The sequence below is a fragment of the Caballeronia arationis genome (assembly GCF_001544975.2).
GTDB classification, from domain to species: domain Bacteria; phylum Pseudomonadota; class Gammaproteobacteria; order Burkholderiales; family Burkholderiaceae; genus Caballeronia; species Caballeronia arationis.
This window is the reverse complement of sequence record NZ_FCOG02000006.1, coordinates 101813-127973: the sequence shown is the minus strand read 5'-3', so window position 1 is coordinate 127973 and position 26161 is coordinate 101813. Positions and strand designations below refer to the sequence as shown.

Below are 26161 nucleotides of genomic sequence, written 5' to 3'. Positions count from 1 at the left end.
AAAACCCGCGTTCGCGAGAACGCGGGCTGCTGTCAGACAAAGCGTTGGGCTCAGGCGACTTTCGCCTTGTCCCCTGCACGCTCGACCGGGTGCGGCTCCTTCAGCTTGTTGGCGACGCGGGTCGCTTCGAAGTAGCCGGGGTTCGGCGGGCGCTTCAGGTACTGGCCCGCGCCGCGAATCGCGCGCAGGTCGCCGTTGGCCCACGCCAGTGCGCCGCGCGTGAGCGTGTGCGTTGCCACACCCTGCACCGTCATCCCTTCGAACACGTTGAAATCGACCTTCTGATGGTGCGTGTTCACCGAGATCGTCTTGCTCGCAGCCGGATCCCATACGACCAGGTCCGCATCCGCGCCCACCTGCACTGCGCCTTTTCGCGGATAGAGATTGAAGATTTGCGCAGCGTTGGTCGAAGTGACGCGCACGAACTCGTTCGGCGTCAGGCGTCCCATGTTCACGCCGTGATGCCAGAGCACCGACATGCGATCCTCCACGCCGCCGCAACCGTTCGGGATCTTCGTGAAGTCCTCGCGGCCCATCGCCTTTTGCGACGCGCAGAAGACGCAGTGGTCGGTGGCCGTGGTATGAAGCTGGCCCGACTGCAGTCCTCGCCATAACGCCTCGCGATGCTCGGCCGCGCGAAACGGCGGGCTCATCACGTGGGCGGCGGCACGCGTCCAGTCGGGGTCGCGATACACCGATTCGTCGATCACCAGATGCCCCGGCAGCACTTCGCCAAACACGCGCTGTCCTTCATTGCGCGCCCGCGCGATCACATCGACGGCATCCTTCGCCGAAACATGCACGATATAGATCGGCACGCCGAGCACCTGCGCGATGCGAATCGCGCGATTCGCGGCTTCGCCCTCGACTTCCGGCGGACGCGACAGCGGATGCGCTTCGGGTCCCGTAAAGCCGCGCGCAAGTAGTTGCTTCTGCAACTGAAAGACAAGCTCGCCGTTTTCGGCATGCACGGTCGGCAGCGCGCCGAGTTCCAGCGAGCGCGTGAAGCTGTTCACGAGCACTTCGTCGTCGGCCATGATCGCGTTCTTGTAGGCCATGAAGTGCTTGAAGCTCGACACACCGTGATCGTGCACGAGCGTGCCCATGTCGCGATGCACCGATTCGTCCCACCACGTCACCGCGACGTGAAAGCCGTAATCCGCCGATGCCTTCTCCGCCCAGCCGCGCCATTCCCTGAACGCGTCCATCAGCGGTTGCTTCGGGCTCGGGATCACGAAGTCGATGATGCTCGTCGTGCCACCTGAAAGCCCCGCCGCCGTGCCGGTGTAGAAATCGTCGCTAGCGGTCGTGCCCATGAAGGGCAGTTCCATGTGCGTATGCGGATCGATGCCGCCCGGCATCACATACTGCCCGCCCGCATCGACGATCTGCGTGCCCGCGGGCACGTCGAGATCGAGGCCGATCGCGAGGATCGCGCCGCCGTCCTTCGGATCGGCACAGAGCACATCGGCGCGGTAGGTGCGATCGGCATCGATCACCGTGCCGGCGCGAATCAGGATCGTCATGTTGCTGTCTCCTCGGAAGGTCATGCGCTCGCCACGCGCGTGCTGGGGCTCTTGCGCAGCTTCATCCATGCGCCATATACGATCGACGCAATCGCAAGCCCCACGAACCACGCATACGTGTAGAGCATGTTGAAGAACGCCGGCACGTTCGGAAACGATGCCGGAAAGGCGGTATGCAGAAAGCCGGGCAGGTTCGGCAGCACGCCGACGACGAGCGCCACGACCGCCGCGATGTTCCAGCCGCCGGTATAACTGTATTCGCCGTTCTCGTCGAAGAGTTCGCGCTGATCGAGCCGCGTGCCGCGAATCAGGAAGTAGTCGACCATCAGGATGCCCGCGACCGGCCCGAGCAGCGCCGAATAGCCGACGAGCCACGTGAAGATATAGCCCTGCGTCGTCGCGAGAATCTTCCACGGCATCATCACGATGGCGATGGTCGCTGTGATCATGCCGCCCGCGCGATACGAAATGCCCTTCGGCCAGAGGCTCGAAAAATCATAGGCAGGACCGACGAGGTTCGCCGCCAGATTGCAGCACATCGTATCGAGCGTGAGGATGATGAGCGCGATCCCCACGCCGATGCCGGTCATCCGGCTCGTCAGGTCGATCGGGTCCCAGATGGCCTTGCCGTAGATGACGACCGTCGCCGACGTGACCACTACCGAGATCACCGAGAGCAGCGCCATCGGTCCGGGCAGGCCGATCGACTGCCCGATCACCTGATCGCGCTGCGAGCGCGCGAAGCGCGTGAAGTCGGGGATGTTGAGCGCGAGCGTGGCCCAGAAGCCGACCATCGCGGTGAGGCCCGGCCAGAAGGTGGCCCAGAAGAGGCCCTCCTTCTTGCCGCCTGCGACGAACTGCGAAGGCGCCGAGAGCATCGAGCCGATACCGCCCGCCTTCGAAGTGGCCCACCAGACGAGCGCGATGCACATCACGACCTTGATCGGCGCGGACCAGCTTTCAAGCCAGCGGATCGAATCGGTGCCATGCACGATGAAGTAGATCTGCAGCGCCCAGAACACGAGGAAGCACGCGAGCTGGCCGATCGAGATGTCGAGGAACGGCAGCGCCGCGCCGTGCAACGCGTTGCCCGTGAGGATATTGGCGAGCGTATAGATCGCGCTGCCGCCGAGCCAGGTCTGGATGCCGTACCAGCCGCACGCGACGATCGCACGCAACATCGCGGGCAGCTTTGCGCCCTGCGTGCCGAACGAAGACCGCACAAGCACCGCATACGGAATGCCGTGCTTGGCGCCTGCATGGCCGATCAGCAGCATCGGCACGAGCACGATCAGGTTGCCGAGCAGCACGGTCGCGACCGCCTGCCACGGCGACATGCCCTCTTCCGTGAGGCCTGCCGCAAGCATGTACGATGCGATGTTCATCACCATCCCGACCCACAGCGCGGCGAAGTGATACCACTTCCACGTGCGTTGCGCGGGACCGGTCGGCGCGAGATCGTCGTTATAGAGGCTGCTGCCTTGCGCGCTGGCCGCGAAGCCCGGATCGACGGTATGCGCAGTCTGCTTCATCGTGGATCTCCACTTGAATCGTTGTGACAGGTGGACTTCAGGCCGCCTTGGCGGGCTCTTCGGCATCGACGCGCGCCGGGTTGTTCGGATGCGTGGTCCAGTTCGCGTATTCGCCCGCGTCCACGCGCTCCATCGTGATGCATTGCTCGACCGGGCAGACATGCATGCACAAATTGCACCCGACGCATTCGGCATCGACCACGTCGAAATGACGCACGCCATCCTTCTCGCGCGTGATCGCCTGGTGCGAAGTGTCTTCGCAAGCGATGTGGCACAGGCCGCACTTGATGCACTTGTCCTGGTCGATACGCGCCTTGATGTCGTACTTGAGGTTCAGGTACTTCCAGTCCGTGACGTTGGGCACCGCGCGGCCGCGGATGTCGTCGAGCGTCGCGTAGCCCTTCTCGTCCATCCAGTTCGAAAGCCCGTCCGCGAGATCGGAGACGATGCGAAAGCCATAGTGCATCGCCGCCGTGCAAACCTGCACGCTGCCCGCGCCGAGCACGATGAACTCGGCAGCGTCGCGCCAGTTCGTGATGCCGCCGATGCCCGAGATCGGCAGATTCGGCGTTTCGATGTCGCGTGCAATTTCCGCGACCATGTTGAGCGCGATCGGCTTGACGGCCGGTCCGCAATAGCCGCCGTGCGTGCCCTTGCCGTCGACGGTCGGCATCGGCGCCATCTCGTCGAGATCGACCGCGACGATCGAGTTGATCGTGTTGATGAGCGACACGCCGTCCGCGCCGCCCTTGTACGCGGCGCGCGAACCGACGCGAATGTCGGTGATGTTCGGCGTGAGTTTCACGAGGCACGGCAGCTTCGTTCCCTCCTTGACCCAGCGCGTGACCATCTCGATATACTCGGGCACCTGACCCACCGCCGCGCCCATGCCGCGCTCACTCATGCCATGCGGGCAGCCGAAGTTGAGTTCGACCGCATCAGCGCCGGTGTCCTCGACGAGCGGCAGGATCCATTTCCAGTCGTGCTCGTTGCAGGGCACCATCAGCGAGACGATCAGCGCACGGTCCGGCCAGTCGCGCTTCACTTGCGCGATCTCGCGCAAGTTCACGTCGAGCGGCCGGTCGGTGATCAGTTCGATGTTGTTCAGTCCCGCCATGCGCTGGCCGTTCCACTGCACCGCGCCATAGCGCGAACTGACGTTCACCACATGCGGATCGAGTCCGAGCGTCTTCCACACGACGCCGCCCCAACCTGCCTCGAAGGCGCGGTTGACGTTGTAGGCCTTGTCGGTGGGCGGCGCGGAAGCAAGCCAGAAGGGATTCGGCGAATTGATGCCGGCAATCGTGCAACGCAGGTCGGCCATGTCGATTGGCTCCGTATAGTGTTCGTGGGGTCTTGCCGGTCAGGCGGCCTTGATGGCGGTCAGCGCGAACGAGGCATCGATCGATGCAGCCGCGAGCTTGCCGTCCTGCACCGCCTGCACCGTGAGGTCGAGTCCTTCGTGCGTGGCGCAGTCGCCGCCGGCCCAGACCTTCGCGAGCGTCGTCTGGCGGTTCTCATCGGTGGCGATGCGGTTGCCGTCGAGCGTCAGCAGTTCATGGTCCAATCCGACCGAAACGAGCGTCTGGCCGATCGCCTTCAGCACCATGTCGGCTTCGATCGTGAAGCGCTCGCCTTCGCACTCGAACTCGACGGCAGACACGCAACCATCGACGCCCGTCATGCGCACCGGCCGCGCGTGCGTGACGAGCGTGACGCCGTTCATCTGCGCGAACTCGCGCTCGGCCCAGGTGGCGCTCATGTGTTCGACACCGCGCCGGCACACCATCGTCACCGAGGCCGCCCCGAGCTTGCGGCTTTGCACCGCCGCATCGACCGCCGTGTTGCCGCCGCCGATCACCACCACGCGCCGGCCGACGGGCACGGTCGCGAGATCGTCGGCCTGCCGCACCGCTTCGATGAAATCGACTGCGTTCATCACGCCTTCGAGCGCTTCGCCATCCAGCGCGAGCGCACGCACGCCGCCGAGGCCGATCGCGAGGAACACTGCGTCGTATTGCTTGCGAAGTTCGTCGAGCGTCACATCGCGGCCGAGCATCACGCCCGGCTTCAGGTCGATGCCGCCGACCGAATACAGCCATTCGACTTCGCGCTGCGCGAAGTCCTCGACAGTCTTGTACGCCGCGATGCCGTATTCGTTGAGACCGCCCGGCTTCGCGCGCGAATCGAAGATCGTGGCGCGATGGCCGGCAAGCGCAAGGCGATGTGCGCACGCAAGCCCCGCCGGTCCAGCGCCGACGACTGCGACATGCCGTCCCGTATCGGCGGCGCGCTTGAACAGGTGCTCGCCGCGCGCCATCGCCCAGTCCGTGGCATGACGTTGCAGCGCGCCGATCGTGACCGGCTTGTCGCCCGGATGATTGCGCACGCATGCGCCTTCGCAAAGAATCTCGGTCGGGCAGACGCGGGCGCATATGCCGCCGAGCGGATTCGCCGAGAGAATGTCGGTCGCCGCGCCCTTCAGGTTGCCGTTGCCGATCTTGCGGATGAAGCTCGGGATGTCGATCGACGTCGGGCAAGCCTGCACGCAAGGCGCGTCGTAGCAGTAGTGACAACGGCTCGATGCCGCAGCAGCGGCAGTCGCGTCGAGCAAGGGCGCGACGTCCGAGAACTCGCACGCGAGCTGTTCCTGCGAGAGGCGATGCGCCGCAATGTCGCCGGTTTGCTTCATGGTCATACGCGTTCCTTCGTCAAGGTGAAGACGTAGCCGTGCCCGCCGGCTTCGCGCAAACGCGAAGCCGGGACGGCGTTGCAACAGCAGAATTCGTCAGGCGTTACGAAGCCGGTTCGGATGCACGTCCGAGCATCGCGTGAAGCAGGACGTTGGCGCCCGCCTCGATCCATTCCTGCGATGCGTCCTCGATCTCGTTGTGACTGATGCCGTCCACGCAAGGCACGAAGACCATCGACGTGGGCGCGACCTGCGACAGATAGCACGCGTCGTGTCCCGCACCCGACACCATGTCGCGATGCGAATACCCAAAGCGTTCCGCAGCGGCGCGCACGGACTTCACGCAGGCTGCATCGAACGCGACGGGCGCGTAATAGAAGATCTGTTCGAGTTCGGTCTGAAGGCCGATGCCGTCCGCAATGCGCGCGACACCTTCGCGCAACTCGGCACCCATCTGCGCGAGCACGGCATCCTCGGGATGGCGGAAGTCAACCGTGAAGAACACGCGACCCGGAATCACGTTGCGCGAGTTCGGATGGACCTGCATCATGCCGACCGTCGAGCACGCGAGCGGCGCATGATCGAGGCCGATGCGGTTGACGAGATCGACCACCCGCGATGCGCCGAGCAATGCGTCCTTGCGGCGCGGCATCGGCGTCGGGCCTGCATGCGCTTCCTGGCCCGTCAGCGTGATCTCGTACCAGCGCTGGCCCTGCGCATCGGTGACGACACCGATCATCTTGTTCTCCGCTTCGAGAATCGGCCCCTGTTCGATGTGAAGCTCGAAAGCCGCATGTAACTGACGACCGCCGCACGGCACGTCGCCCGCATAGCCGATGCGCTTCAGTTCCTCGCCGATCGTCTTGCCGTCCACGTCCTTGCGCGAGAGACCGTAGTCCAGCGTAAAGACGCCGGCGAAGACGCCCGATGCAACCATCGCCGGTGCGAAGCGCGATCCTTCCTCGTTGGTCCAGATCACGACTTCGATCGGATGTTCGGTTTCGATCGCGTGATCGTTGAGCGTGCGGATCACTTCGAGTCCGCCCAGCACGCCATAGATGCCGTCGAAGCGGCCGCCCGTCGGCTGCGAATCCGCATGCGAGCCCGTGACGACCGGCAGCGCATCGAGGTTGCGCCCCGCGCGGCGCATGAAGACATTGCCCATCTGATCGACGCTGATCGTGCAGCCCGCCTCCTTCGCCCAGCTCACGATGAGATCGCGGCCCTCGCGGTCAAGATCGGTGAGCGCGAGACGGCAGACACCACCCTTTGGCGTCGCGCCGATTTTTGCCATCGTCATCAGGCTGTCCCACAGGCGCTGACCGTTCACCTTGATCGATGTATCGAGACCAGCCTCTCCGATCGCATCCGTGGTTGCATCCGTTACCGCGTTCATTCGATTCGCTCCTTCAATCGTGAATGAGGGGACATGAAACTGGTGCATCCGCGTAGCATCGTGGGGCGCTGCCGCACGTAGCCGGTGCACGTTTTTTCTTTCTAAGGGATGATCCTGATGCTGCGTTCTGCTGCTTTGCGAATCCTGTCCGGTTGGACAGGTTGTAGCCGATTAAAATAAGCAAATCAACGTCTTTCGTGTGCTGCAATACAGAGCGAGAAGCGTGCCATTGCGATGCAGCATGGCTTTTCCGGACAACCCCGTCGGCTGAAATGAAGCTGTTTTTGCGGACGGACCGATTGAAGTGAACCAGGCGCGACACGGCTTGCAAGCCGCGCGAAGCGAAACGATGAGACACGACGAAGCAGCAGCCGAGACTGCAGAAAGCGACACCGCAGCGACGCCTTTGCGGCGGCGCAAGGCGCACATTCGCGAATCGAACGAAGCCCATCTGCTGGCGTGTGCGGAAGCGGTGTTTGCCGAGCGCGGACTGGAAGGCGCGAGCACCGCGATGATCGCGGAGCGCGCAGGATTGCCGAAAGCCAACCTGCATTACTACTTTCCGACGAAGCTCGCGCTCTATCGGCGTGTGCTCGAAGACGTCTTCGAAGACTGGCATCGCGCGGCCGATACGTTCGAATGCAGCGACGATCCGGTCGAGGCGATCGGCGGCTATGTGCGCGCGAAGATGGAATTGTCGAGGCGACGGCCGCTCGGTTCGAAGGTGTGGGCGAGCGAAATCATCCACGGCGCGCAGCACATGCAGGACATTCTGGGAGAACGCGTGAAGCCCTGGCTCGATTCGCGCGTGAGCGTGATCGAACATTGGGTCGCGCGCGGATTGCTTGCACCAATCGACGCGCAGACGCTGATGTTCATGATCTGGGCGACCACGCAGCATTACGCCGATTTCGACGCCCAGATCCGCGCGCTCAAGGGCAAGCGCGCGCTGACACTAAAGGCTTTCGATACGGCGACGGAAGAAGTCGTGCGGCTCGTGATTCGCGCGTGCGGTGCGGTGTCGCCGGCGGACGTCGAAGCGGCGCGCAGATAAAAAAATCGCCTGCCGCTTGGAAGCGTCAGGCGATTTTCTTGATGCATCGCGAAGCCACCAGGGCTTCGCGTCGAACTACTCTGGCTTAGTGACCGAAGTAGATCGAGTCAGCACCGGACGTCGGTGCAGCGCGTAGGCCCGAGGCAGACGTGCCGGCGGTCGAAGGACCGTAGCCGGTCGCCGCATTGCCTTGTTCGGCGTTCACGCGAGCTTGCGCTGCCTGAATGTTCTGCGGGTAATTCACGCGATCCGTCGACGGGTTGTAGCCAGCGCGTTCGAGTTGAACCAGTTCGGCGCGAACTTCGGCGCGTGTGACGGGCGCCTTGTTCTGAGCGAACGCGAACGTCGGAGCAGCCAGAGCCGAAGCGATAACGAGTGCGGGAACGAATGCCTTGAACATGATGAACCTCCAGTATCTTGTTTTGAGAAGTGCAAGGAACCGGAAGCCTTTTAATAAGTTTCTGATTCGCTTTGCTTGAAAACAAGTTTAGGCGTCGGTTCACCTAGGGGAAACCCCGATTTTCGCTAAACATTATTGTCTGGTTGACAATAATCGCGACGGCATCTATCGGGGCGATCGACGAGCTTTATGAGCGGCTGACGCGCTCCAGCGCGGCCGTGACAAGCCGTTCCAGCAAGGGCTGCACTTGCGACGCACGCGCTTCGTCGTAGGCGAAGGGCAACGTTTCCTGCATGTAGGTAACCTGCGTCAGTTCGAGTTGCACCGAGTGCACGCCGTCGGCCGGCTGACCGTAGCGTCGCGTAATGTAGCCGCCTTTGAAACGACCGTTCGCTATCGTCGTGTAGCGCCCGTCCTGCTGCACGATATCGGCCAGCATGTCCGCCAGGCCCGCGACGGCGGTTGCGCCGTCGGCAGTGCCGAAGTTGAAGTCCGGCAGACGTCCGTCGAAAAAGCGCGGCACGACCGAGCGGATCGAATGCGCTTCCCATAGCAGGACACGACCGTGTTTCGCGCGCAAGTCGGCGAGTTCCTGCGTCAACGCGTCGTGATACGGCTGCCAGTAAGTCGCGCGCCGCGCGTCGATCTGGGCGCGATCGGGCGCGCACCCCGGCCGGTAAAGCGGCTCCTTGTCGAACGTATCGACGGGACACAGGCCGGTCGTGTCGCGGCCGGGATAGAGATTCGCGTCGTCGGGCGGGCGGTTCAGGTCGATCACATAGCGCGCGTATTCAGGCAGCAGGATCGATGCGCCCAGGCCCTTCGCAAACGCATAGAGGCGTTCCAGATGCCAGTCGCAATCGTCGACGCGCAGCGCTTCCGGCGTCATGTCGGCGGCAAGCGCTTCGGGAATGCGCGTGCCCCGGTGCGGAATCGAGATCAGGAGCGGCGCGGTGCCGCGTTCCAGCGTGAAAATCGTCGAGTCGTTCATTGTCGTGGTCTCTCAGGTTCGTGGCACGCTCACCGCAACAGCGACGCGAGCGCCGCGCGGTATCCCGCAAACGCGTCTTCCTCGTCCGCATGACGGCGTTTATCGACCACTTTACGCCCGCCCACATAGACATCGCGTACCGGCGTGTCCCCATGCTCGCCGAAGACGATGCTCGACAGCCACGTCTCGCGATCGTGCCCCGCGATGCCCGGATGATCGGCGTCGAGCACGATCCAGTCTGCGCGCTTGCCCACCATCAGCGCGCCCGTCGCGCGGCCGCTGGCACGCGCGCCGCCGTCGAGCGACGCGTCGAAGAGGCGATCTGCGGGACGGCTCTGCGTCGCCGATGCGAGCACGTTACGCTCGCGCCGCAAAAGACGCTGGCCGTATTCGAGCAGCCGCAACTCCGAGCGCCAGTCGACCCCGATATGGCTATCCGAACCCACGCCGATCCGGCCGCCCGCCGCGAGATAGTCGCGCGCCGGAAAAAGGCCGTCGCCGAGATTCGCCTCGGTCGTGAGGCACAGGCCCGCGACCGCGCCGCTCGCCGCCAGTCGTGCGGTTTCGTCGACATCCATGTGCGTCGCATGGACGAGGCACCAGCGATCGTCGACGTCGAAGCGATCCAGCAGCCATTGCACCGGACGTTGTCCGCTCGCGGCGATGCATGCGTCGACTTCGGCCGTCTGTTCCGCGATATGGATGTGCACCGGCGCGCGGTCGAACCGTGCGTCGAGTCCTTCGATCAACACGCGAAGCGAATCGTCCGATACCGCCCGCAACGAATGTGGCGCCACGCCATAACGGCGCGAGCCGTTCTCCGGACGCGCGCGCTGCAATGCGTCGAGCAGGTCGAGCAACTGGTCTGGCGTGTTGAGAAAGCGCCGCTGATCGTCGCGTGGCGCGCTCTTGCTGAAGCCGCTGTATTGATAGAGCACCGGCAGCATCGTCATGCCGATGCCCGCGTGCTCGGCCGCATCCACCACGCATTGCGCCAGTTCCGCGCGATTCGCATAAGGCGTGCCGTCGCTCGTGTGATGCACGTAGTGGAACTCGCACACCGAGGTGTAGCCCGCCTTGAGCATCTCGATGTAAAGCCAGCGGGCGATGGGTGCAAGCGTCTCCGGATCGATCTTCGCGGCAAAGCGGTACATCAGGTCGCGCCAGCTCCAGAAGGTATCGGTCACACTCGCGCGGTATTCGGTGAGCCCCGCCATCGCGCGCTGGAACGCGTGCGAATGAAGGTTCGGCATGCCCGCGATAACCGGTCCCGCGGCGCGCGGCGTATCCGGCGGCATCGCGCTGTCCGGCGTGACCGCGACGAGCGTGCCCTCGTCGTTCCATTCGAGCAGCACGTCGCGCTGCCAGCCATCGGAAAGGCGCGCGTGACCCGCGAAAAGTGAAGTCATCGTGAAGAGTCCGTTATGACGATACCGATCTGCAGCCACGACGCTTCAGGCTTAACGCAAGTGACAACGCACTCGCGCGCAGTCGATGCATCGAGACGAAGGGTGTCGTCGGGCTGCAGCGTGAAGCGCGCTTCGCCATTCAGCGCGACCGCGATTTCGCCCTGCACACAGAAGATGATCGTGACGTCGTCAGCGGGAACGAAGCGCGCCTCACGACGATGCGCCTGCACCGTCGCTCGCGCGCGATCCCGCCGGACCATCACGTTGAAGTCGCGTGTCGGGCCGTCGACAAGTGTCGCGTCGATCGGCGTTTCGCCCGCGAATGAAGCCATTGCAAGCGGCGCATGCAACGCATGCACGCGACCGTTCGCTTCATTCAGCCGCATGCCAGCGCCTTCCAGAAGTACCAGCGTGCGGTCGATGCCGGCAAACGTCGAGAACGCGCCCGCTGCATCGACGTTCGCGATGCTCAGGCGCCAGAGGAACCCGTCGAGCGCCGCGCCCCTCGGCTCGGCATCGATTTCGCGCGTCACGCCGCCGCCGTTCTTCCAGGGCGCCGGCACGAGCGATCCGCCGCGGATCAGGTTCATCAGAAGTGTCCGGTGAACTGATAACGGTCGCCGGGATGCCACAGGTTCGCCACCGACGCCACCGCGTCGCGCGACCACGTGCGCCGATGCAGCAAAAGACACGGCTCGTGCTCTTTCATCGCGAGCGAGCGGCGCGTGTCGTCGGAAGGAATCGCGGCCTCGATGCGGTACTCGACGCGCTGCAACGGCGCCGCCGCCATCAGGTACTGGTTCGGCGTAATCGTCGTGAAGTCCTGCCGCGCGTATTCGGGCGCAAGCACGGGGTTCACGTGCCGCTCCTCGATCTGCACCGGCTCGCCGTTCTCGAAGTGCAGCACGCGCGAATGAAACACGGGACTGCCTACGGAAAGCTGCATTTCATCTGCGAGCACTTCATCGACGATCGATGCGCCCAGATGCAGCACGTCCGCGCGATACGTATGGCCGCGCGCGACGATCTCGTCGGAGATGCTGCGGATTTCGACGAGCGTCGACGCATACTTCGGTGTTGCCACGAAAGTGCCCGCGCCCTGCACGCGCGTGAGCACCTGTTCGGCGGTCAGTTCGCGCAGCGCGCGATTGACCGTCATGCGCGCGACCTTGAATTCGCGCGCGAGTTCGTTTTCGGAGGGCACCTGATCGCCCTCCCGCCACTCGCCGATATGAATGCGCGTCAGGATGTAGTCCTTGATCTCCTGATAGGCAGGCGTATTCATGCAGTCTGTTCCGACGCGAACCCGAACGGGCTGTGCTTCGCGATCTCGCCGCCCTCGACGAGCCTCGCGATCGCGGCGATGTCCGGCGCGAAGTAGTGGTCGAGGTCGTAGTGCGCGACCTGCGCGCGCAGCGTCTTCATCACTTCGATGAGGAGCGGGCTCGTCTCGTGCGGCGCGCGCAAGTCGACGCCCTGTGCCGCCGCGAGCAATTCGATCGCGAGGATGTTGGCTGTGTTATTGGCGATGTCGCCGAGCTTGCGCGCCGCGAACGTCGCCATCGATACATGGTCTTCCTGGTTCGCCGAGGTCGGCAGCGAATCGACGGAAGCCGGATGCGCGAGCGTCTTGTTCTCCGACGCGAGCGCGGCAGCCGTGACGTGCGCGATCATGAAGCCCGAGTTGACGCCGCCATCGCGCACGAGGAACGGAGGCAAACCGGAAAGCGTGGCGTCGATCAACAAAGCGATGCGGCGTTCCGCCAGCGCACCGATTTCGGCGGCAGCGAGCGCGAGGTTGTCGGCGGCGAACGCGACGGGCTCCGCGTGGAAGTTGCCGCCCGACAGCACTTCGCCGGTATCGGGGAAGATCAGCGGATTATCCGAGACCGCATTCGATTCGATCAGCAGCACGTCGGCCGCATGGCGCATCTGATCCAGACACGCGCCCATCACCTGCGGCTGGCAGCGCAGGCTGTACGGGTCCTGCACCTTGTCGCAATCGGCGTGCGAGAGATTGATGCCCGAGCCTTCCAGCAGCGTGCGGTAGGCGGAGGCTGCGTCCATCTGTCCGCGATGGCCGCGCAATTCTTGGATGCGCGCGTCGAAGGGCACGACCGAGCCGGCCGCCGCATCGACGGACAGCGCGCCCGCGACGAGCCCGGTGCGAAACAGGTCTTCGATCGCGAACATGTTGTAGAGCGCGAGCGCGGTCGAGGCCTGCGTGCCGTTGAGCAGCGCGAGGCCTTCCTTCGCCTGCAGGTTCAGCGGCTTGAGACCCGCGACGCTCAGCCCGTCGAGCGCGCTCGCCCGTTCACCGCGAATCATCACTTCGCCGATGCCGAGCAGCACCGTCGACATGTGCGCGAGCGGCGCGAGATCGCCCGACGCACCGACCGAACCCTTGACCGGGATCACCGGCAAAACGTCCGCGTTGAAGAGCGTGACGAGCGCGTCGATGACCTCGCGGCGGATGCCCGAATGACCGCGCCCGAGGCTGGAGAGCTTCAGTGCGATCAGAAGGCGAACGACCGGTCGCGACATCGGCTCGCCGACACCCACCGCGTGCGACAACACCAGATTGCGTTGCAGCAGTTCGAGCTGGTCGGTGGGAATATGCGTGCTCGCGAGCCGCCCGAAGCCCGTATTGATGCCGTAGGCCGGCTCGCCCTTAGCGGCGATGTCGGCGACGGCCTTCGCGCTCGCGTCGATGGCGGCGAAGCTCGCCGGATCGAGTTCCAGCGAGTCGGAACCGCGTGCGATGCGGCGCAATTGCGGCAGCGTCAGAAAACCGGGCGTCAGCTTGATCATGGCTCATCCTGTCTATACAAGTTAGAGCCAAGTCTAAACGGCCCTTATCTTATAAACAAGAGGTCATTAGGGAATTCACTGACGTCTAATGCGGCGGAGCCCGCCGGTTGTCTATACAGATTCGACGTCTAGAAACGATGCTGGATACCCGCCGTCACGCCGGCCTGCGTATCCGCCGCGCCGACCAGATCGCGCGAGAGACTCACGTTCTGGTCGTTCTTCGCGAATGCGTAGCCGCCCGAGAGATAGAGCGTCGTGCGCTTCGAGAGCGAATAGTTTGCGCGCACGGAGAGCAGGGTCGGATCGCCGTCGGTCGCGCCCTTGATGTCTTGATGGTAGACGGCCGCGTACACGGTGAAGTCCGGTGCGAAGTCGTACGAGCCGCCGAACCAGTACATGTCGCTGCGCAGCGTTTCGGCGAGCGTGTTGAACGTGCGCCGGTAATTGCGATAGCCCGCCATCACCTTGGCCGCGCCGAAGTCGTAGCTCGCGCCCGCGTGGACGCCCTGGATGTAGTTGGTCGTGTCGGCAGGCGTGACGCTGTCGCTTGCGCCGTTCTGGCGGTCGAAGGTCGCGACGACCGCAAACGCGCCGCGCTCGTAGCCGAGGCCGAAGTCGTACTTCGAACTCGTCTTCATGCTGCCCGGCACATTGCCGAAGCCGTACATCGCGCCGACCTTGAAGCCGCTGAACTCGCCGTCGTAACGCACCGCATTGGCCGAGCGCGAAAAGAGACCGTCCTTGCGGCCGCCGGTTGCCGTCGAACTGGTCGCCCACGAGTAGTTCGGCGCGTAGGCCATCGGGTCGAACGGCAGCATGAAGTCGTAGGTGGTCGTGAAAGTGCGGCCGAGAATCACCTGACCATAGGTCTTGTGCTTCAGCCCGACGGTGGCGCGGCGGTCGAAGAGCGCGTTCGGACCGTCATCCAGTTGCCCGTTCGCGATGTTGATGCCGCTTTCCAACTGGAACACAGCTATCAGTCCGCCGCCGAGGTCCTCGGCGCCCCGCATGCCGAAGCGCGACGTGTTCTTGCCGCCCGACACGAGACGCGCGGCGCCGCCGTCGGGACTTGCGTGGTTCACATACTCGACACCCGCATCGACGATGCCGTACAGCGTGACGCTCGACTGCGCGTGCGCCGTTTCGGCCGCGGCGATGCCCGCGAACGATGCGATGGTGGCGAGATGGATGGTGCTGCGTTTCATGCGTCTTCCTCCGTTGTGATTTTTGTTTTCGATGCACGAGCGAAAGCCCGCGCGGCACGCATGCGCGCGCGGGACTTCGCTTCGGATCAGTGAGTCAGGCGAGCCGGGCCGGTTGGCCCGGAAGGTTCATCAGCTGGCTTGAGCAAACGCCCAGCAGTCGTTGGCAGGAAACTCGACCCAGTGATTGCCCGGGTCGCGCGGCGTGTGGCCGAATGCGCGAAAGCGCAGGTCGCCGCAATGGAACAGGTATTCCCAACGGTCGCCGAGATACATCGATGTCACGAGGATCGCCTGCACGCGGTTCGCGCCGGGGCCGTCGGCGACCTGCACGCGCTCCAGGCGGATCACGGCCTGCGCGTCCTGTCCCGGCTGTAAGGCTTCGCGTGCACGTGCTTCGAGCTGGAAGCCGTCGCCCGCGAGCATCACCCGTTCGCCGTCGATCGACGTCACCTTCGCATCGATGCGGTTGTTGCTGCCCATGAATTCCGCCGTGTAAAGCGAACGCGGCGAACCGTAGAGTTCCGCTGGCGTGCCTTCCTGTTCGATGCGTCCGTTGCGCAATAGCAGGATGCGGTCCGACATCGCCATCGCTTCGGTCTGGTCGTGCGTGACGCAAAGCGCCGACAGACCCAGCGACACGATCAGCTCGCGCAGCCATGCACGCGCTTCTTCGCGCAGCTTGGCATCGAGGTTCGAGAGCGGCTCGTCGAGCAGGATGACGGGCGGGTTATAGACGAGCGCGCGCGCAATCGCCACGCGCTGCTGCTGCCCGCCCGACAGTTGATACGGAAAGCGCGCGGCGAGATGGCCGAGGCCGAGCTGATCGAGCGCGCTCTGCACGCGGCGCTTCTGCTCCGCGCCCGACACCTTGCGCAGCTTCAGGCCGTAGCCGACGTTGTCCGCGACGGTCTTGTGCGGCCACAGCGCATACGACTGGAACACGAGCCCGAGCGAGCGTTGCTCGACGGGGCAATCGATGTTCTTCGCACCATCGAAGAAGACCTGCTTGTCAAGACTGATACGGCCATCCGAAGGCTGTTCGAGACCCGCGACCGCACGCAGGAGCGTGGTTTTGCCGCTGCCCGACGCGCCGAGCAGGCACACCACTTCGCCTGCCTTCAGTTCGAACGACACGCCCTTCAGAATCGGATTGGTGCCGTAGCTCAGGAACAGATTGTCGACAATGAGCTTATCCATGAAGTTTCACTCCGAAGCGCAATGCCACGGCAAGACCGACGCCGACCATCGCAATGTTGATGACTGAAAGGGCCGCGACCTGATCGACTGCGCCCGTCGCCCACAGCGAGACGAGCAGCGCGCCGATCACTTCGGTGCCGGGAGACAGCAGGTAGACCGCCGTCGAATATTCACGCTCGAAGATCATGAAGATCAGGAGCCATGCAGCGAGCAGGCCGAAGCGCACGAGCGGCAGCGTCACGTCGAGGCTCACGCGGGCGCGCGTGCCGCCGACGCTGCGTCCCGCTTCTTCCAGTTCGGGGCCGACCTGCAGCAAGGCGCTTTGAATCAGGCGCATGCCGTACGCGAGCCACACGACCGTGTACGCGATCCAGATGCTCCACATCGAGTTCTTCAGTTCCTTGATGCCGGGCACGAAGAGGAAGATCCACAGGAACGCGAGACCGGCAAGCAGGCCGGGCACGGCGCGCGGCAGCAGCACGAGATAGTCGAGGAGCTTCGTGCCCCAGTCGTTGCGCCGATGCCCGGCGAACGCCACGAGCGAATAGAAGCCGACTGCGAGCGCCCCGCCGATCACGCCGATGCCAAGCGTGTTGAAGATCGCGCGCACGAGGTTGTCCTGCTCGAAAAGATCGACGAAGTTGGCGACCGTGAGCACTTCGCGCAACGCGACGCCCTCGCCCCAGTTCGTCACGAACGCGCGCAGCACGATGCCCGAGAGCGGCACGAACACGGTGAGAAAGAGCCACAGCGTGACGATCGCGAGCGCGACCCAGCGCCACGCGCCGAGCGGCAGCACCGTCTGGCGCCCCGCCTTGCCCTTCACCGTGACGAACTTGCTTGCGCTCTTGAGCAGGCGCCGTTGCAGCAGCACGAGCGGAAACGTGATCGCGATGATGCACACGGCCACCGCAGCCATCAGGTGATACGAAGGCACGCCGAGCTTGTTGGTGAGCTTGTACAGGTAGGTCGCGAGCACGAGGTGTCCTTCCGGATCGCCGAGCACGAGCGGCAGGCCGAACACTTCGAAGCCGAGGAAGAACACCAGCACGCCTGCGAAGAGCAGCGCGGGCATCGTCATCGGCAGGCTGACGTCGAGCGCGACGCGAAACGGCCGTGCGCCCGCGACGCGGGCCGCTTCCTCGACATCCGAGCCGAGATTGCGCAGCGCCGCCGACGAATACAGGTACACGTGCGGCACATGCGTCAAGCCGACGATGATCGTGATCGCGAAGATCGAGTAGATGGACCAGGGCGCGTTTTCAGCGCCGAACAGTTCCTTGAACCACACCGAATAGAAGCCGACCGGACCGGCCGCCACGACATAGCCGAACGCAAGCACCATCGGCGAGACGAACACCGGCGTGAGCAGGAGCGGTTCGAGCCAGCGGCGGCCCGGCAGGTCGGTGCGCACCATCAGGAACGCGAGAATGCCGCCGAGCGGGATCGAGATGAACAGCATGCCGCCCGCGATGATGAACGAGTTCTTCACCGCCGACCAGAAATCGGGGTCTTCGAAAATGAACTTGAAGCCCGCAATACCGAGCGTTTTGTTGACATCGAAGAACGGTGCGTTCAAGAGGCTCTGAAACACGATGAACGAAAGCGGCAACAGCACCGCGACCGTCAGCACCGCAATCACGATCCAGCGGAACATGGCGGCGAGACCGCGAAAGCCGCCCTCGGGCAGCTTCGGCACCTTGCCCTCGCCGTTGGTCGACAGGACCGCGCCCGGGTCGTTTGTGCTCGATGTAAGCATGAGTGTCCCCCTGCGCCTTGCCGGCGCATCGAAGAAAATACGGGAGTGGCCCGCGCTATGGCGCGGGCTGGGAAAGGCTTAGCGCTTGATCGCCTGCTGCCACTTCTTCAGGAATTCAAGGCGCTTGCTCTGGTCGAGATAGACGAGGAGACCCGTGCCGATCGGGATCGGCTTGAGCGAATCGCCGAGTTGCTTCGTGAGGCCGGCCATCGACGTTTCGCCCTCGACGTCCGAGCGGATCGAGAACAGGTCGGCCTGGTTAGCGAGCAGCGTCTGGCCGCGCTTGGACAGCAGATAGTCGACCCACAGCTTCGCCGCGTTCGGGTTCTTCGCCTTCTTCGAGATCGTCACGAGGCGGCTCACCACCAGCGTGTAGTCCTTCGGATAGACGTAGCCGATCGACGGGTCCTTCTTCGCCTTCGCGAACGCATACGAGCCGAGGATGTTGTAGCCGATGAGATTCTCGCCCGACGAAATGCGCTCCATCATGGCGCCCGTGCTCGACTGGAGCTTCGGGTTCGAAGCGCCGATCGCATCGACGAGCTGCCACGTCACCTGCGGGTTCACGCGTGCATCCTGTGTGAGATAGTTGAAGCCGACGCCCGACTTCTCGATGTCGTAAGTCGTGACCTTGCCCTTGTATTTCGCCGCCTGCGTCTGCAGCAGCTTGATGAGGTCGGCACGCGTCTGCGGCACTTCGTTCGCGGGAATGAGGCGCTTGTTGTAGACGATCGCGAGCGGCTCGTAGGTCGTGCCATAAGCCTGCTTCTGGTACTGCGCCCATTGCGGCAGCTGGGCCGTCTCGGGCGAGTCGTAGCTCGCCATCAGGCCGTCGTTGACGAGCTTGACCTGCAGGTCCATCGCCGAGCTCCACAGCACGTCAGCGCTCGTGCTGCTCGCCGCGTTCTCGCTGATATAGCGATTGTAGAGCTCCGTGCTGTTCATGTCGTTGTATTCGACCTTCACGCCGTAGAGCGACTCGAAGTCCTTGATGAGCGGGCGGACGAGCGCGGTGTCCGTGACCGAATAGACGAGCACCTTGCCCTCTTTCTTCGCGCCATCGATGACCGACTGATACGATCCGGGATAACCCGCAGGGACTTGCGCGTGAGCCGCATGAGCGGCGAACAGGGCGACGGACAGAGCGGCAGCGCGCAACGCGGGATTCAATTTTTTCATGTCTTCCTCCAGAATTCGCTTTGTAATGGTTATGTGTTCGAGTGGTCGCATGTTAAGTTGCGAGCGCTTTCTGACCGCTTTCATTCGTCGTGGGTTTTCGCTCATAAAGCCGTTTTCGTCTCATGGATTTCCCTAGGTCACAGTCATGCGCGTTCTGCTAGTCGAAGACAATCCCATCCTCTCGAAGTCGCTGACGGACGCGCTGACGCAAGCCCGCTTCGCTGTCGATTGCATGCATGACGGCGAGGCCGCCGATCACGTGTTGCGCACGCAGGACTATGCGCTCGTGATCCTCGATCTCGGCCTGCCCCGGCTCGACGGCCTCGAAGTGCTGCGGCGTTTGCGTGCTCGGCGCAATCCGGTGCCCGTCCTGATCCTGACCGCGCACGGCTCGGTCGAAGATCGCGTGAAGGGCCTCGACCTCGGCGCAGACGACTATCTCGCCAAGCCGTTCGAACTGACCGAACTGGAAGCGCGCGCTCGCGCGCTGATCCGCCGCAGCCACGGCCACGAGCACACGCGCGTGGAATGCGGGCCGCTCGCGTACGACAGCGTCGATCGCAGCTTCCGGCTCGACGGCGAGCCGCTGGCGCTGACCCCGCGCGAACGTGCCGTGCTCGAAGTGCTGATCCTGCGCAACGGTCGCGCGATCAACAAGGACACGCTCTCGGAGAAGATCTTCGGCATCGACGAATCCGTGAATCCGGATGCCATCGAGATCTATGTGTACAGGCTGCGCAAGAAGCTGGAGAAAAGCGCTGTCGCCATCGTGACGCTGCGCGGTCTCGGTTACCTGCTCGAAGCGAAGCGCGAGGATGCCTAAGCCAAACTTGCGGCGGCAGGTGTCGGTGTGGCTCTTGCTGCCGCTCGTCGCGCTTCTCGCGCTCGATTCATGGCTCACCTATCAGCGCGCGATGAACGCCGCGCACGTCGCGTTCGACCGTTCGCTCGCCTTCTCGCTGAAGTCGATTCGCGAAGGCACGCGGCTCAGTGATGGCCAGGTCGAAGTCGATCTGCCGTATCTCGCGCTGGAGCTGTTCGAATCCGATGCCGGCGGCAAGATCTACTACCTGATTCGCGAGGATAGCGGACGGGCCGTGACCGGCTATGCGGACCTGCCGCTGCCGCCGAAGCGCGCGACGCCCGAGCCGTATCAGACGCGCTTCTACGATGCGACCTACCGTGGCGAGCAACTACGCATGGGCGCGTTGCGCCTGCCGGTTCACGACGTTCCGACCGCGCAGACGCGCGTCGTGTGGATCATGGTCGGCGAGACGATCGAGCCGAGGCAGGCGCTCGCGCGCGACATCCTGATCGGCTCGCTCACGCAGGAAGCGTTGCTGATCGTGCTCGCGCTCGGCATCGTGTGGCTCGGGGTCGGGCGCGGCCTGCGGCCGCTCAACCGCCTGTCGGCGACAGTCGCCGCCCGCGCCGACGACGATCCCGCCCCGCTCGATCAGAGCGGCCTGCCGAGCGAAGTCGAACCACTGGTCGAATCGATCAATCAGTACATTGGCCGCTTGCGGCGCATGCAGGAATCGCGGCGCCGGTTCTTCACCGATGCCGCGCATCAGTTGAAGACGCCGCTCGCCGTGATTCAGGCCGAGTCTGAGCTTGCACTGCGCGAGACCCGCGAGGAACGCGCGAGACTGCATCTGAAGCGTCTGCACGGCGCGGTGCGGCAGGCGGGAAAAGGTGTGCAGCAGCTGCTCTCGCTCTCACGGCTCGACGCGGACAGCGGCCATCTGGTGAAGCTCGCGCCGCTTTCGCTCGACAAGGTCGCTCGCAGCGTGACCCTCGACTGGTCGCCGGTGGCGCGCGCCCGCAACATCGATCTCGGCTTCGAGCAGGAAGAACGAGTGGACGTGACCGGCCAGCGCGACCTGCTCGGCGAACTCTGCGGCAATCTCATCGACAATGCGATCCGCTATGCGGGCGACGGATCGGTCATCACCGTGCGCGTGACGAATGCGGCCGAAGGGCCGCTGCTGCAAGTGATCGACGACGGTCCCGGCATCGCGGCGCAGGAACGCGACGCGGTCTTCGAACGCTTCTACCGTAGCTCGGCGACGCAGAATGTGGAAGGCAGCGGGCTCGGCCTCTCGATCGTGCGCGAGATCGCGCGGGTGCATCATGCGCGCATATCGCTCGACGATGCGCCAGGCGGCGGACTTATCGTCAGCGTGCAGTTCGGGAAGGACTGAGTGTCTTCTCCATGCGGAAGTTCTCGAAGGCCTCGCCTCGAACATGGACGACCCGCGCCGCGATCACATGAAACCCGCGCTTCTCGAAGAACGGCCGCGCCGTGATGCTCGCATCCGTGTGCAGTCGCGCGATGCCTCGTTCGCGCGCGCTCGCTTCGACCTGTGCGAGCAGCACGCTCGCGACGCCCGCGCCCTGATGCGCGGGATGCACGAACATCATGTCGATATGGCCGTCGGTTTCGAGGTCGGCGAAACCGGCAAGCGATACGCCTGTCGTCGCGACCCAGGTCGGCCGGCTCATGCGCTTGACGGACCACTCATCGCGATCCGCTTGCGCCCACGCATCGATCTGCCGCCGATCGTAGTCACGCGCGGCAACCTCGCGAACCGAGCGCAGGAACAGCTCGATTACCGCGTCGAGATCCGAAGGACGATACGGCCTGATTTCAACCACGGCCTATCGCGCGAGAGAAACGGTTGCGATCCCGAGCACCGTCATCACGACCGAAGCCGTCACATGGATCGCGATCTCGCCCGCGGCCCAGGCGAAGCGCCCTTGCTGAAAATGCGCAACCACTTCGGCCGAGAAGGTCGAGAACGTGGACAGGCCGCCCATCAGGCCGGTGATCACGAAGAGCCGCCATTCGATGGAAAGGTCAGGAAAGCGCGCAAACCACGCCACGGCGACGCCGATCACGTAGCCCGCGATCACGTTGGAGGCGAGCGTGCCGAGCGGCAGGTTGGGGAACAGCGCATTGAGGCGCAGCCCGAGCACCCAGCGAAGCAGGGAGCCGAGCGCGCCGCCAAGACCCACGGCGATGATCGACAGATACATGAACAGAAGCGAAAGTGAATTGGAAGGTCTACGCGTCACGTGCAAGGCGCTCGATGAGCCGCTCCTTGCTCGTCTCTACAATGTCGTGCGCAGTATGCCTGACATGCGCCATCCACGTACCGTCGTGCCGCTGTTCCCACCATCCTACTTCGTGACCGTCGATGAAAAGCGACCCGCGCATCACGAGTTCAGGGTCAGCAGGATCGAGCGCGGTATCGTCGTTGTGTTCGAGCCAGATCTTGCGCATGGCGTACCTCTCACCATCGAGCCGATGCATGACTCCATGATAGACGAACGCGTGTGCTTTCACCTCAGCATGAACGACATCGCCGACAGGCTGTTGAGCACGCGCACCGCATGTTCGACCGACGGCGTATCGAACGCGAGCGTGACGCCGTCGATGCGTTCGAGCGTCGGCCACTGGCAGAAGAGATCGGCAAGCGCGGTGTCCTGCACGCGCAATTCGCAATGCACGTGCTTAGGTACCTTGCGAAGCCTGTCACGCGGCGCTTGCCCGACGACCTCGATCGCTGCGCGCCGGATCGTCTCGCAGGCGCTAACGGGCGACTGCGTGACGCCGCTCGAATAGCCGTGCGCCGTCTTGACCGTCACGAAGCGGGCGTCGGCAAACGCGGGACGCGTCTCTTCGACGAATACGTCGTCGCCGGTCAGGAGCGCCACGCGCGCGCCGCGTTCCTCCGCGAGCGCGCCATAGAGCCCCGCCTCGCCGACTTCCTCGCCATCGAGCGAAACGCGCGCAAACGCGAAGCTGTTGATCGTATGCGCGAGGATGCCGCGGCTCTGCGCCCGCGCGTGATAGCCGATCATGAACACGAGTTCGGGTTCGTCTTCCAGACCCGCCATCATGCCGAGCGTGCGCGGCTTGCCGAGCACGATGCCCGCGCGCGCGTCGATGAGATCGGGCAGGAGGTTGCGAAAGCCGCCGTGCGAATCGTTGACCCATACTTGCGTCGCACCGCCCGCGAATGCGCCTTCGATGGCCGCGTTCGCTTCGAGCGTCATCCAGCGGCGCGCCCGTTCGTATTCGGCATTGCCCGCGCGGGTCTGTTCGGGATGAAACACGCCCGCGATGCCTTCGATGTCCGCCGAGATGAGTACTTTCATGGTTGCATGTCTTTGAGCGAAAGACGCCGGTTGCCGTCGCGGCCGGTCACCGGTTCCGCGCTGAACAGCGCATCGACGATGGCCTGCTCGACGCTGTCCGCCGCGGCCTGAAAGAGCGGATCGAGCCGCGCATCCGCAACGAGCGCGGGCACCGCGACGAAGTCGGCGAGATGCGGGACCGTCCAGGCCGTCGTGAACGCGAGCGCGATGTCGCCGCTGCCGTGGCCGTACACCGAGCCCGTGCGCGCGAGGCCGGCGGCCGCGCGCAGCGAAAGACGGCGCAACTGGCGCGCGTCGAGCGGCGCGTCGGTGGCGATGATCATGATGATCGAGCCTTGCTCGGGCTTTTGTTCTTCGGAAGCCGACATGGTCCGCCCGAGCGCGACGCCGCCGAGCGTCAGCATCGGCAGGCGGCCGAAGTTCGCGAGCACGAGCGCGCCGGTCATGAACTCACGGCCCGCGACGCGCGCCGCACGCGATGCCGATCCGATACCACCCTTCATGTCGAAGCACGACATTCCGCGCCCTGCACCGACCGAGCCGCGCTCGAAGCCGGCATCGCACGCCTGCAACGCGTGACGGTAATGCGCCTCCTGAACCGCGAGCGCCTGAATGTCGTTCAGATAGCCATCGTTGCATTCGAAGACGAGCGGATTGACGGTCGGCCAGTCTCGCCCGATCTGCGGATTGGCTTCGATGGCGCCGCGAATCTGCGCGTTCGCCACCGTGCCGACGCCGAAGGTATTGGTCAGCGCAATCGGCGTTTCGAGCACGCCGAGTTCATCGACCTGCACGAGTCCGATGCTCTTGCCGAAGCCGTTGATCACGCTCGCGGCTGCCGGCACCTTGCTGCGATAGATGTCGCCGTCATGCGGCCGCACGACCGTGACGCCCGTCTGCACCGCACCCTCGTCGAGCGTGCAATGCCCGACCGTCACGCCCGCCACGTCCGCAATCGTGCCGAGCGGACCGGCTGTCAGCGAGCCGATATGCGGCACATCCATCATGGCCGGTCCAGCTTCGGATCGAGCGCGTCGCGCAAGCCGTCGCCGAGCAGGTTGAACGCGAGCACCGTGAAGAAGATCGCGAGGCTCGGAAACACGGCGATATGCGGCGCCATCGCCATGTCGGCGCGCGCCTCGTTGAGCATCGCGCCCCACTCGGGCGTCGGCGGCTGCGCGCCGAGGCCGAGGAACGAGAGGCTCGCGGCAGTGATGATCGAGGTGCCGATGCGCATCGTGAAGTACACGACCACCGACGAGATCGTGCCCGGCAGGATGTGCCGCACGATGATGGTCCAGTCCGACGCGCCGATGCTGCGCGCCGCTTCGATATAAGTCAGGTGCTTGAGCGAGAGCGTGTTGCCGCGCACGAGCCGCGCGAACGCGGGGATGCTGAAGATGGCGACCGCACAGATCACGTTGATCATGCCGTTGCCGAGAATCGCGACCACGCCGATCGCGAGCAGGATGCCGGGGAACGCGAACAGCACGTCGGCGACGCGCATCACGATGCGGTCCCACCATCCTTCGTAGTAGCCCGCGAGCAGCCCGAAGAACGTGCCGATCACCGCGCCGATCACGACCGACAACAGCCCGGCCGACAACGAAATGCGGCTGCCCGCGAGGATGCGGCTGAAGATGTCGCGCCCCAGTGAATCGACGCCGAACCAGTGCGCCGCCGACGGTCCTGCGTTGAGCGCGTCGTAGTCGAAGAAGTTTTCCGGGTCGTACGGCACGATATACGGCGCGATGATCGCGATCAGGATCAGGAGCGTTACGAACACGCCCGCGGCAAGCGCGACCGGCTGCTTCCTGAACTTGCGCCAGAACTCGCTCCACGGCGTGCGGATCTCGTGGCTCGCTGCAGCGGCGGCCTTGGCTGTGTCGGCTGTCACGCTCATGCGGGCCTCACTTGAAGCGAATGGTCGGATTGATCACGGCGTACAGCACGTCCACGATCAGGTTGATCACGATGAACTCCAGCGAGAACAGCAGCACCTCGGCCTGGATCACGGGATAGTCGCGCATCTCGACGGCATCGACGAGCAGGCGCCCAAGCCCCGGCCAGTTGAAAACCTTCTCGACGACGATCGAGCCGCCGAGCAGAAATCCGAATTGCAGGCCCATCATCGTGACGACGGGAATCATCGCGTTGCGCAGGCAGTGCTTGATGATGACGACCGGTTCGTGCACGCCCTTCGCGCGCGCGGTGCGCACGAAGTCCTCGTTCATCACCTCGACGAACGACGCTCGCGTGAAGCGCGCCATCACGGCAGCGACGGCCGCGCCGAGCGTGATCGAAGGCAGGATATAGCTCTGCCAGGAGCCGTCGCCGACGATCGGCAGCCAGCCGAGCTTCACCGAAAAAATCTCCATCAACAGCATGCCGAGCGCGAACGCCGGAAACGAGATGCCCGACACCGCGAGCGTCATGCCGATGCGGTCCGGCCACTGGTTGCGCCACACCGCCGAGACGATGCCGATCGCCATCCCGAAGATCACCGCCCATACCATGCTCGCGATGGTGAGCCAGAGCGTCGGCATGAAGCGCTCGGCGATCTCGGTGCTCACGGGGCGCTTGCTGCGCGTCGACGTGCCGAAGTCGAAGTGCATGACCTTCTTGAAGAAGTTGACGAACTGCTGCGGCAGCGGCTTGTCGAGGCCGAGATCGGCGCGCACGAGCGCGACCGTCGCTTCGTCGGCTTCGGCGCCGGCGGCAAGACGCGCCGGATCGCCCGGCAGCATGTGCACGAACAAGAACACCAGCACCGCGACGATCAGCAGCGTCGGCAGCAATCCGAGCAGGCGCTTGGCGAGAAAGGTCAGCATGAGTCGAATCGGTTC

The 26161-nt window shown here is 64.3% G+C and carries 25 protein-coding genes; 3 read left to right on the top strand and 22 right to left on the bottom strand.

Annotated elements, in window-relative coordinates:
• Window positions 1-50 precede the first annotated feature (50 nt).
• The 5 genes from hydA to AWB81_RS05615 form a co-directional block, all read right to left on the bottom strand.
• A complete protein-coding gene (gene hydA / locus AWB81_RS05635; RefSeq protein WP_062633071.1) occupies window positions 51-1526 on the bottom strand; it encodes a dihydropyrimidinase in 1476 nt (491 codons plus the stop codon).
• 20 nt (window positions 1527-1546) lie between these two features.
• The gene (locus AWB81_RS05630) at window positions 1547-3058 is read right to left on the bottom strand and encodes an NCS1 family nucleobase:cation symporter-1 (RefSeq protein WP_062633070.1); all 1512 of its coding nucleotides are present in this window, start codon (window positions 3056-3058) and stop codon (window positions 1547-1549) included.
• A 37-nt stretch (window positions 3059-3095) separates the two neighbouring features.
• The gene (gene preA, locus AWB81_RS05625; protein WP_062633069.1) at window positions 3096-4382 is read right to left on the bottom strand and encodes an NAD-dependent dihydropyrimidine dehydrogenase subunit PreA; all 1287 of its coding nucleotides are present in this window, start codon (window positions 4380-4382) and stop codon (window positions 3096-3098) included.
• 39 nt (window positions 4383-4421) lie between these two features.
• Complete coding sequence (locus tag AWB81_RS05620) at window positions 4422-5756, bottom strand: NAD(P)-dependent oxidoreductase (protein WP_062633068.1); 1335 nt, start codon at window positions 5754-5756, stop codon at window positions 4422-4424.
• A 97-nt stretch (window positions 5757-5853) separates the two neighbouring features.
• Complete coding sequence (locus AWB81_RS05615) at window positions 5854-7146, bottom strand: Zn-dependent hydrolase (RefSeq protein WP_062633067.1); 1293 nt, start codon at window positions 7144-7146, stop codon at window positions 5854-5856.
• Between the two features lie 349 nt (window positions 7147-7495).
• Between AWB81_RS05615 and AWB81_RS05610 the strand changes: the two genes are divergently transcribed.
• A complete protein-coding gene (locus tag AWB81_RS05610) occupies window positions 7496-8200 on the top strand; it encodes a TetR/AcrR family transcriptional regulator (RefSeq protein ID WP_062633145.1) in 705 nt (234 codons plus the stop codon).
• Between the two features lie 85 nt (window positions 8201-8285).
• Here the strand turns inward: AWB81_RS05610 and AWB81_RS05605 are convergent, their stop codons facing one another.
• The 10 genes from AWB81_RS05605 to AWB81_RS05560 all read right to left on the bottom strand — a co-directional run bounded on the left by AWB81_RS05605 (window position 8286) and on the right by AWB81_RS05560 (window position 19151).
• Window positions 8286-8600, bottom strand: a complete 315-nt coding sequence (locus tag AWB81_RS05605) for a DUF4148 domain-containing protein (RefSeq protein ID WP_062633066.1) — start codon at window positions 8598-8600, stop codon at window positions 8286-8288.
• Between the two features lie 187 nt (window positions 8601-8787).
• A complete protein-coding gene (gene hutG, locus AWB81_RS05600; RefSeq protein WP_062633064.1) occupies window positions 8788-9591 on the bottom strand; it encodes an N-formylglutamate deformylase in 804 nt (267 codons plus the stop codon).
• 29 nt (window positions 9592-9620) lie between these two features.
• Window positions 9621-11000: a formimidoylglutamate deiminase gene (locus AWB81_RS05595; protein ID WP_062633062.1), complete on the bottom strand. Its 1380-nt coding sequence runs from the start codon at window positions 10998-11000 to the stop codon at window positions 9621-9623.
• Window positions 10997-11590: a HutD/Ves family protein gene (locus AWB81_RS05590; protein ID WP_062633060.1), complete on the bottom strand. Its 594-nt coding sequence runs from the start codon at window positions 11588-11590 to the stop codon at window positions 10997-10999. Before AWB81_RS05590 ends, AWB81_RS05595 begins: the two co-directional genes overlap by 4 nt.
• Entirely contained in the window at window positions 11590-12285 is a 696-nt protein-coding gene (gene hutC / locus AWB81_RS05585; protein WP_062633058.1) for a histidine utilization transcriptional repressor HutC, read from the bottom strand. The genes AWB81_RS05590 and hutC overlap by 1 nt, the downstream gene beginning before the upstream one ends.
• A complete protein-coding gene (gene hutH, locus AWB81_RS05580; protein ID WP_062633056.1) occupies window positions 12282-13811 on the bottom strand; it encodes a histidine ammonia-lyase in 1530 nt (509 codons plus the stop codon). The genes hutC and hutH overlap by 4 nt, the downstream gene beginning before the upstream one ends.
• Before the next feature lie 128 nt (window positions 13812-13939).
• Entirely contained in the window at window positions 13940-15016 is a 1077-nt protein-coding gene (locus AWB81_RS05575) for a porin (RefSeq protein WP_062633054.1), read from the bottom strand.
• 129 nt (window positions 15017-15145) lie between these two features.
• Complete coding sequence (locus AWB81_RS05570) at window positions 15146-16213, bottom strand: ABC transporter ATP-binding protein (RefSeq protein WP_062633052.1); 1068 nt, start codon at window positions 16211-16213, stop codon at window positions 15146-15148.
• Window positions 16206-17972, bottom strand: coding sequence for an ABC transporter permease (locus tag AWB81_RS05565; RefSeq protein ID WP_062633050.1), 1767 nt, complete (start codon window positions 17970-17972; stop codon window positions 16206-16208). Before AWB81_RS05565 ends, AWB81_RS05570 begins: the two co-directional genes overlap by 8 nt.
• A gap of 78 nt (window positions 17973-18050) precedes the next feature.
• Complete coding sequence (locus AWB81_RS05560; protein ID WP_062633048.1) at window positions 18051-19151, bottom strand: ABC transporter substrate-binding protein; 1101 nt, start codon at window positions 19149-19151, stop codon at window positions 18051-18053.
• A gap of 145 nt (window positions 19152-19296) precedes the next feature.
• Here AWB81_RS05560 and AWB81_RS05555 point away from each other — a divergent pair, with 145 nt between their 5' ends.
• Both AWB81_RS05555 and AWB81_RS05550 read left to right on the top strand, forming a co-directional pair.
• Window positions 19297-19974 (top strand): response regulator, encoded by a 678-nt coding sequence (locus AWB81_RS05555; protein WP_062633046.1) that lies wholly within the window; start codon window positions 19297-19299, stop codon window positions 19972-19974.
• Window positions 19967-21355: a sensor histidine kinase gene (locus AWB81_RS05550; RefSeq protein ID WP_062633045.1), complete on the top strand. Its 1389-nt coding sequence runs from the start codon at window positions 19967-19969 to the stop codon at window positions 21353-21355. The genes AWB81_RS05555 and AWB81_RS05550 overlap by 8 nt, the downstream gene beginning before the upstream one ends.
• Here AWB81_RS05550 and AWB81_RS05545 read toward each other — a convergent pair.
• Genes AWB81_RS05545 through gsiC form a run of 7 tightly spaced genes read right to left on the bottom strand, consistent with a single transcriptional unit; the run spans window position 21330 to window position 26146 of the window.
• Window positions 21330-21809, bottom strand: coding sequence for a GNAT family N-acetyltransferase (locus AWB81_RS05545; protein ID WP_062633043.1), 480 nt, complete (start codon window positions 21807-21809; stop codon window positions 21330-21332). The genes AWB81_RS05550 and AWB81_RS05545 overlap by 26 nt on opposite strands.
• Window positions 21810-21812: 3 nt before the next feature.
• Window positions 21813-22190 carry a fluoride efflux transporter CrcB gene (crcB, locus tag AWB81_RS05540; RefSeq protein WP_062633041.1) on the bottom strand — a complete coding sequence of 126 codons (378 nt, stop codon included), beginning with the start codon at window positions 22188-22190 and terminating at the stop codon, window positions 21813-21815.
• 28 nt (window positions 22191-22218) lie between these two features.
• Window positions 22219-22437, bottom strand: coding sequence for a hypothetical protein (locus tag AWB81_RS05535; RefSeq protein WP_235025721.1), 219 nt, complete (start codon window positions 22435-22437; stop codon window positions 22219-22221).
• Between the two features lie 59 nt (window positions 22438-22496).
• Window positions 22497-23315, bottom strand: a complete 819-nt coding sequence (locus AWB81_RS05530; RefSeq protein WP_062633040.1) for a M55 family metallopeptidase — start codon at window positions 23313-23315, stop codon at window positions 22497-22499.
• Window positions 23312-24322 carry a DmpA family aminopeptidase gene (locus AWB81_RS05525; RefSeq protein ID WP_062633038.1) on the bottom strand — a complete coding sequence of 337 codons (1011 nt, stop codon included), beginning with the start codon at window positions 24320-24322 and terminating at the stop codon, window positions 23312-23314. The genes AWB81_RS05530 and AWB81_RS05525 overlap by 4 nt, the downstream gene beginning before the upstream one ends.
• The gene (gene gsiD, locus AWB81_RS05520) at window positions 24319-25218 is read right to left on the bottom strand and encodes a glutathione ABC transporter permease GsiD (protein WP_062633036.1); all 900 of its coding nucleotides are present in this window, start codon (window positions 25216-25218) and stop codon (window positions 24319-24321) included. The genes AWB81_RS05525 and gsiD overlap by 4 nt, the downstream gene beginning before the upstream one ends.
• Window positions 25219-25225: 7 nt before the next feature.
• Window positions 25226-26146, bottom strand: a complete 921-nt coding sequence (gene gsiC / locus AWB81_RS05515; RefSeq protein WP_062633034.1) for a glutathione ABC transporter permease GsiC — start codon at window positions 26144-26146, stop codon at window positions 25226-25228.
• Between the last annotated feature and the right edge of the window lie 15 nt (window positions 26147-26161).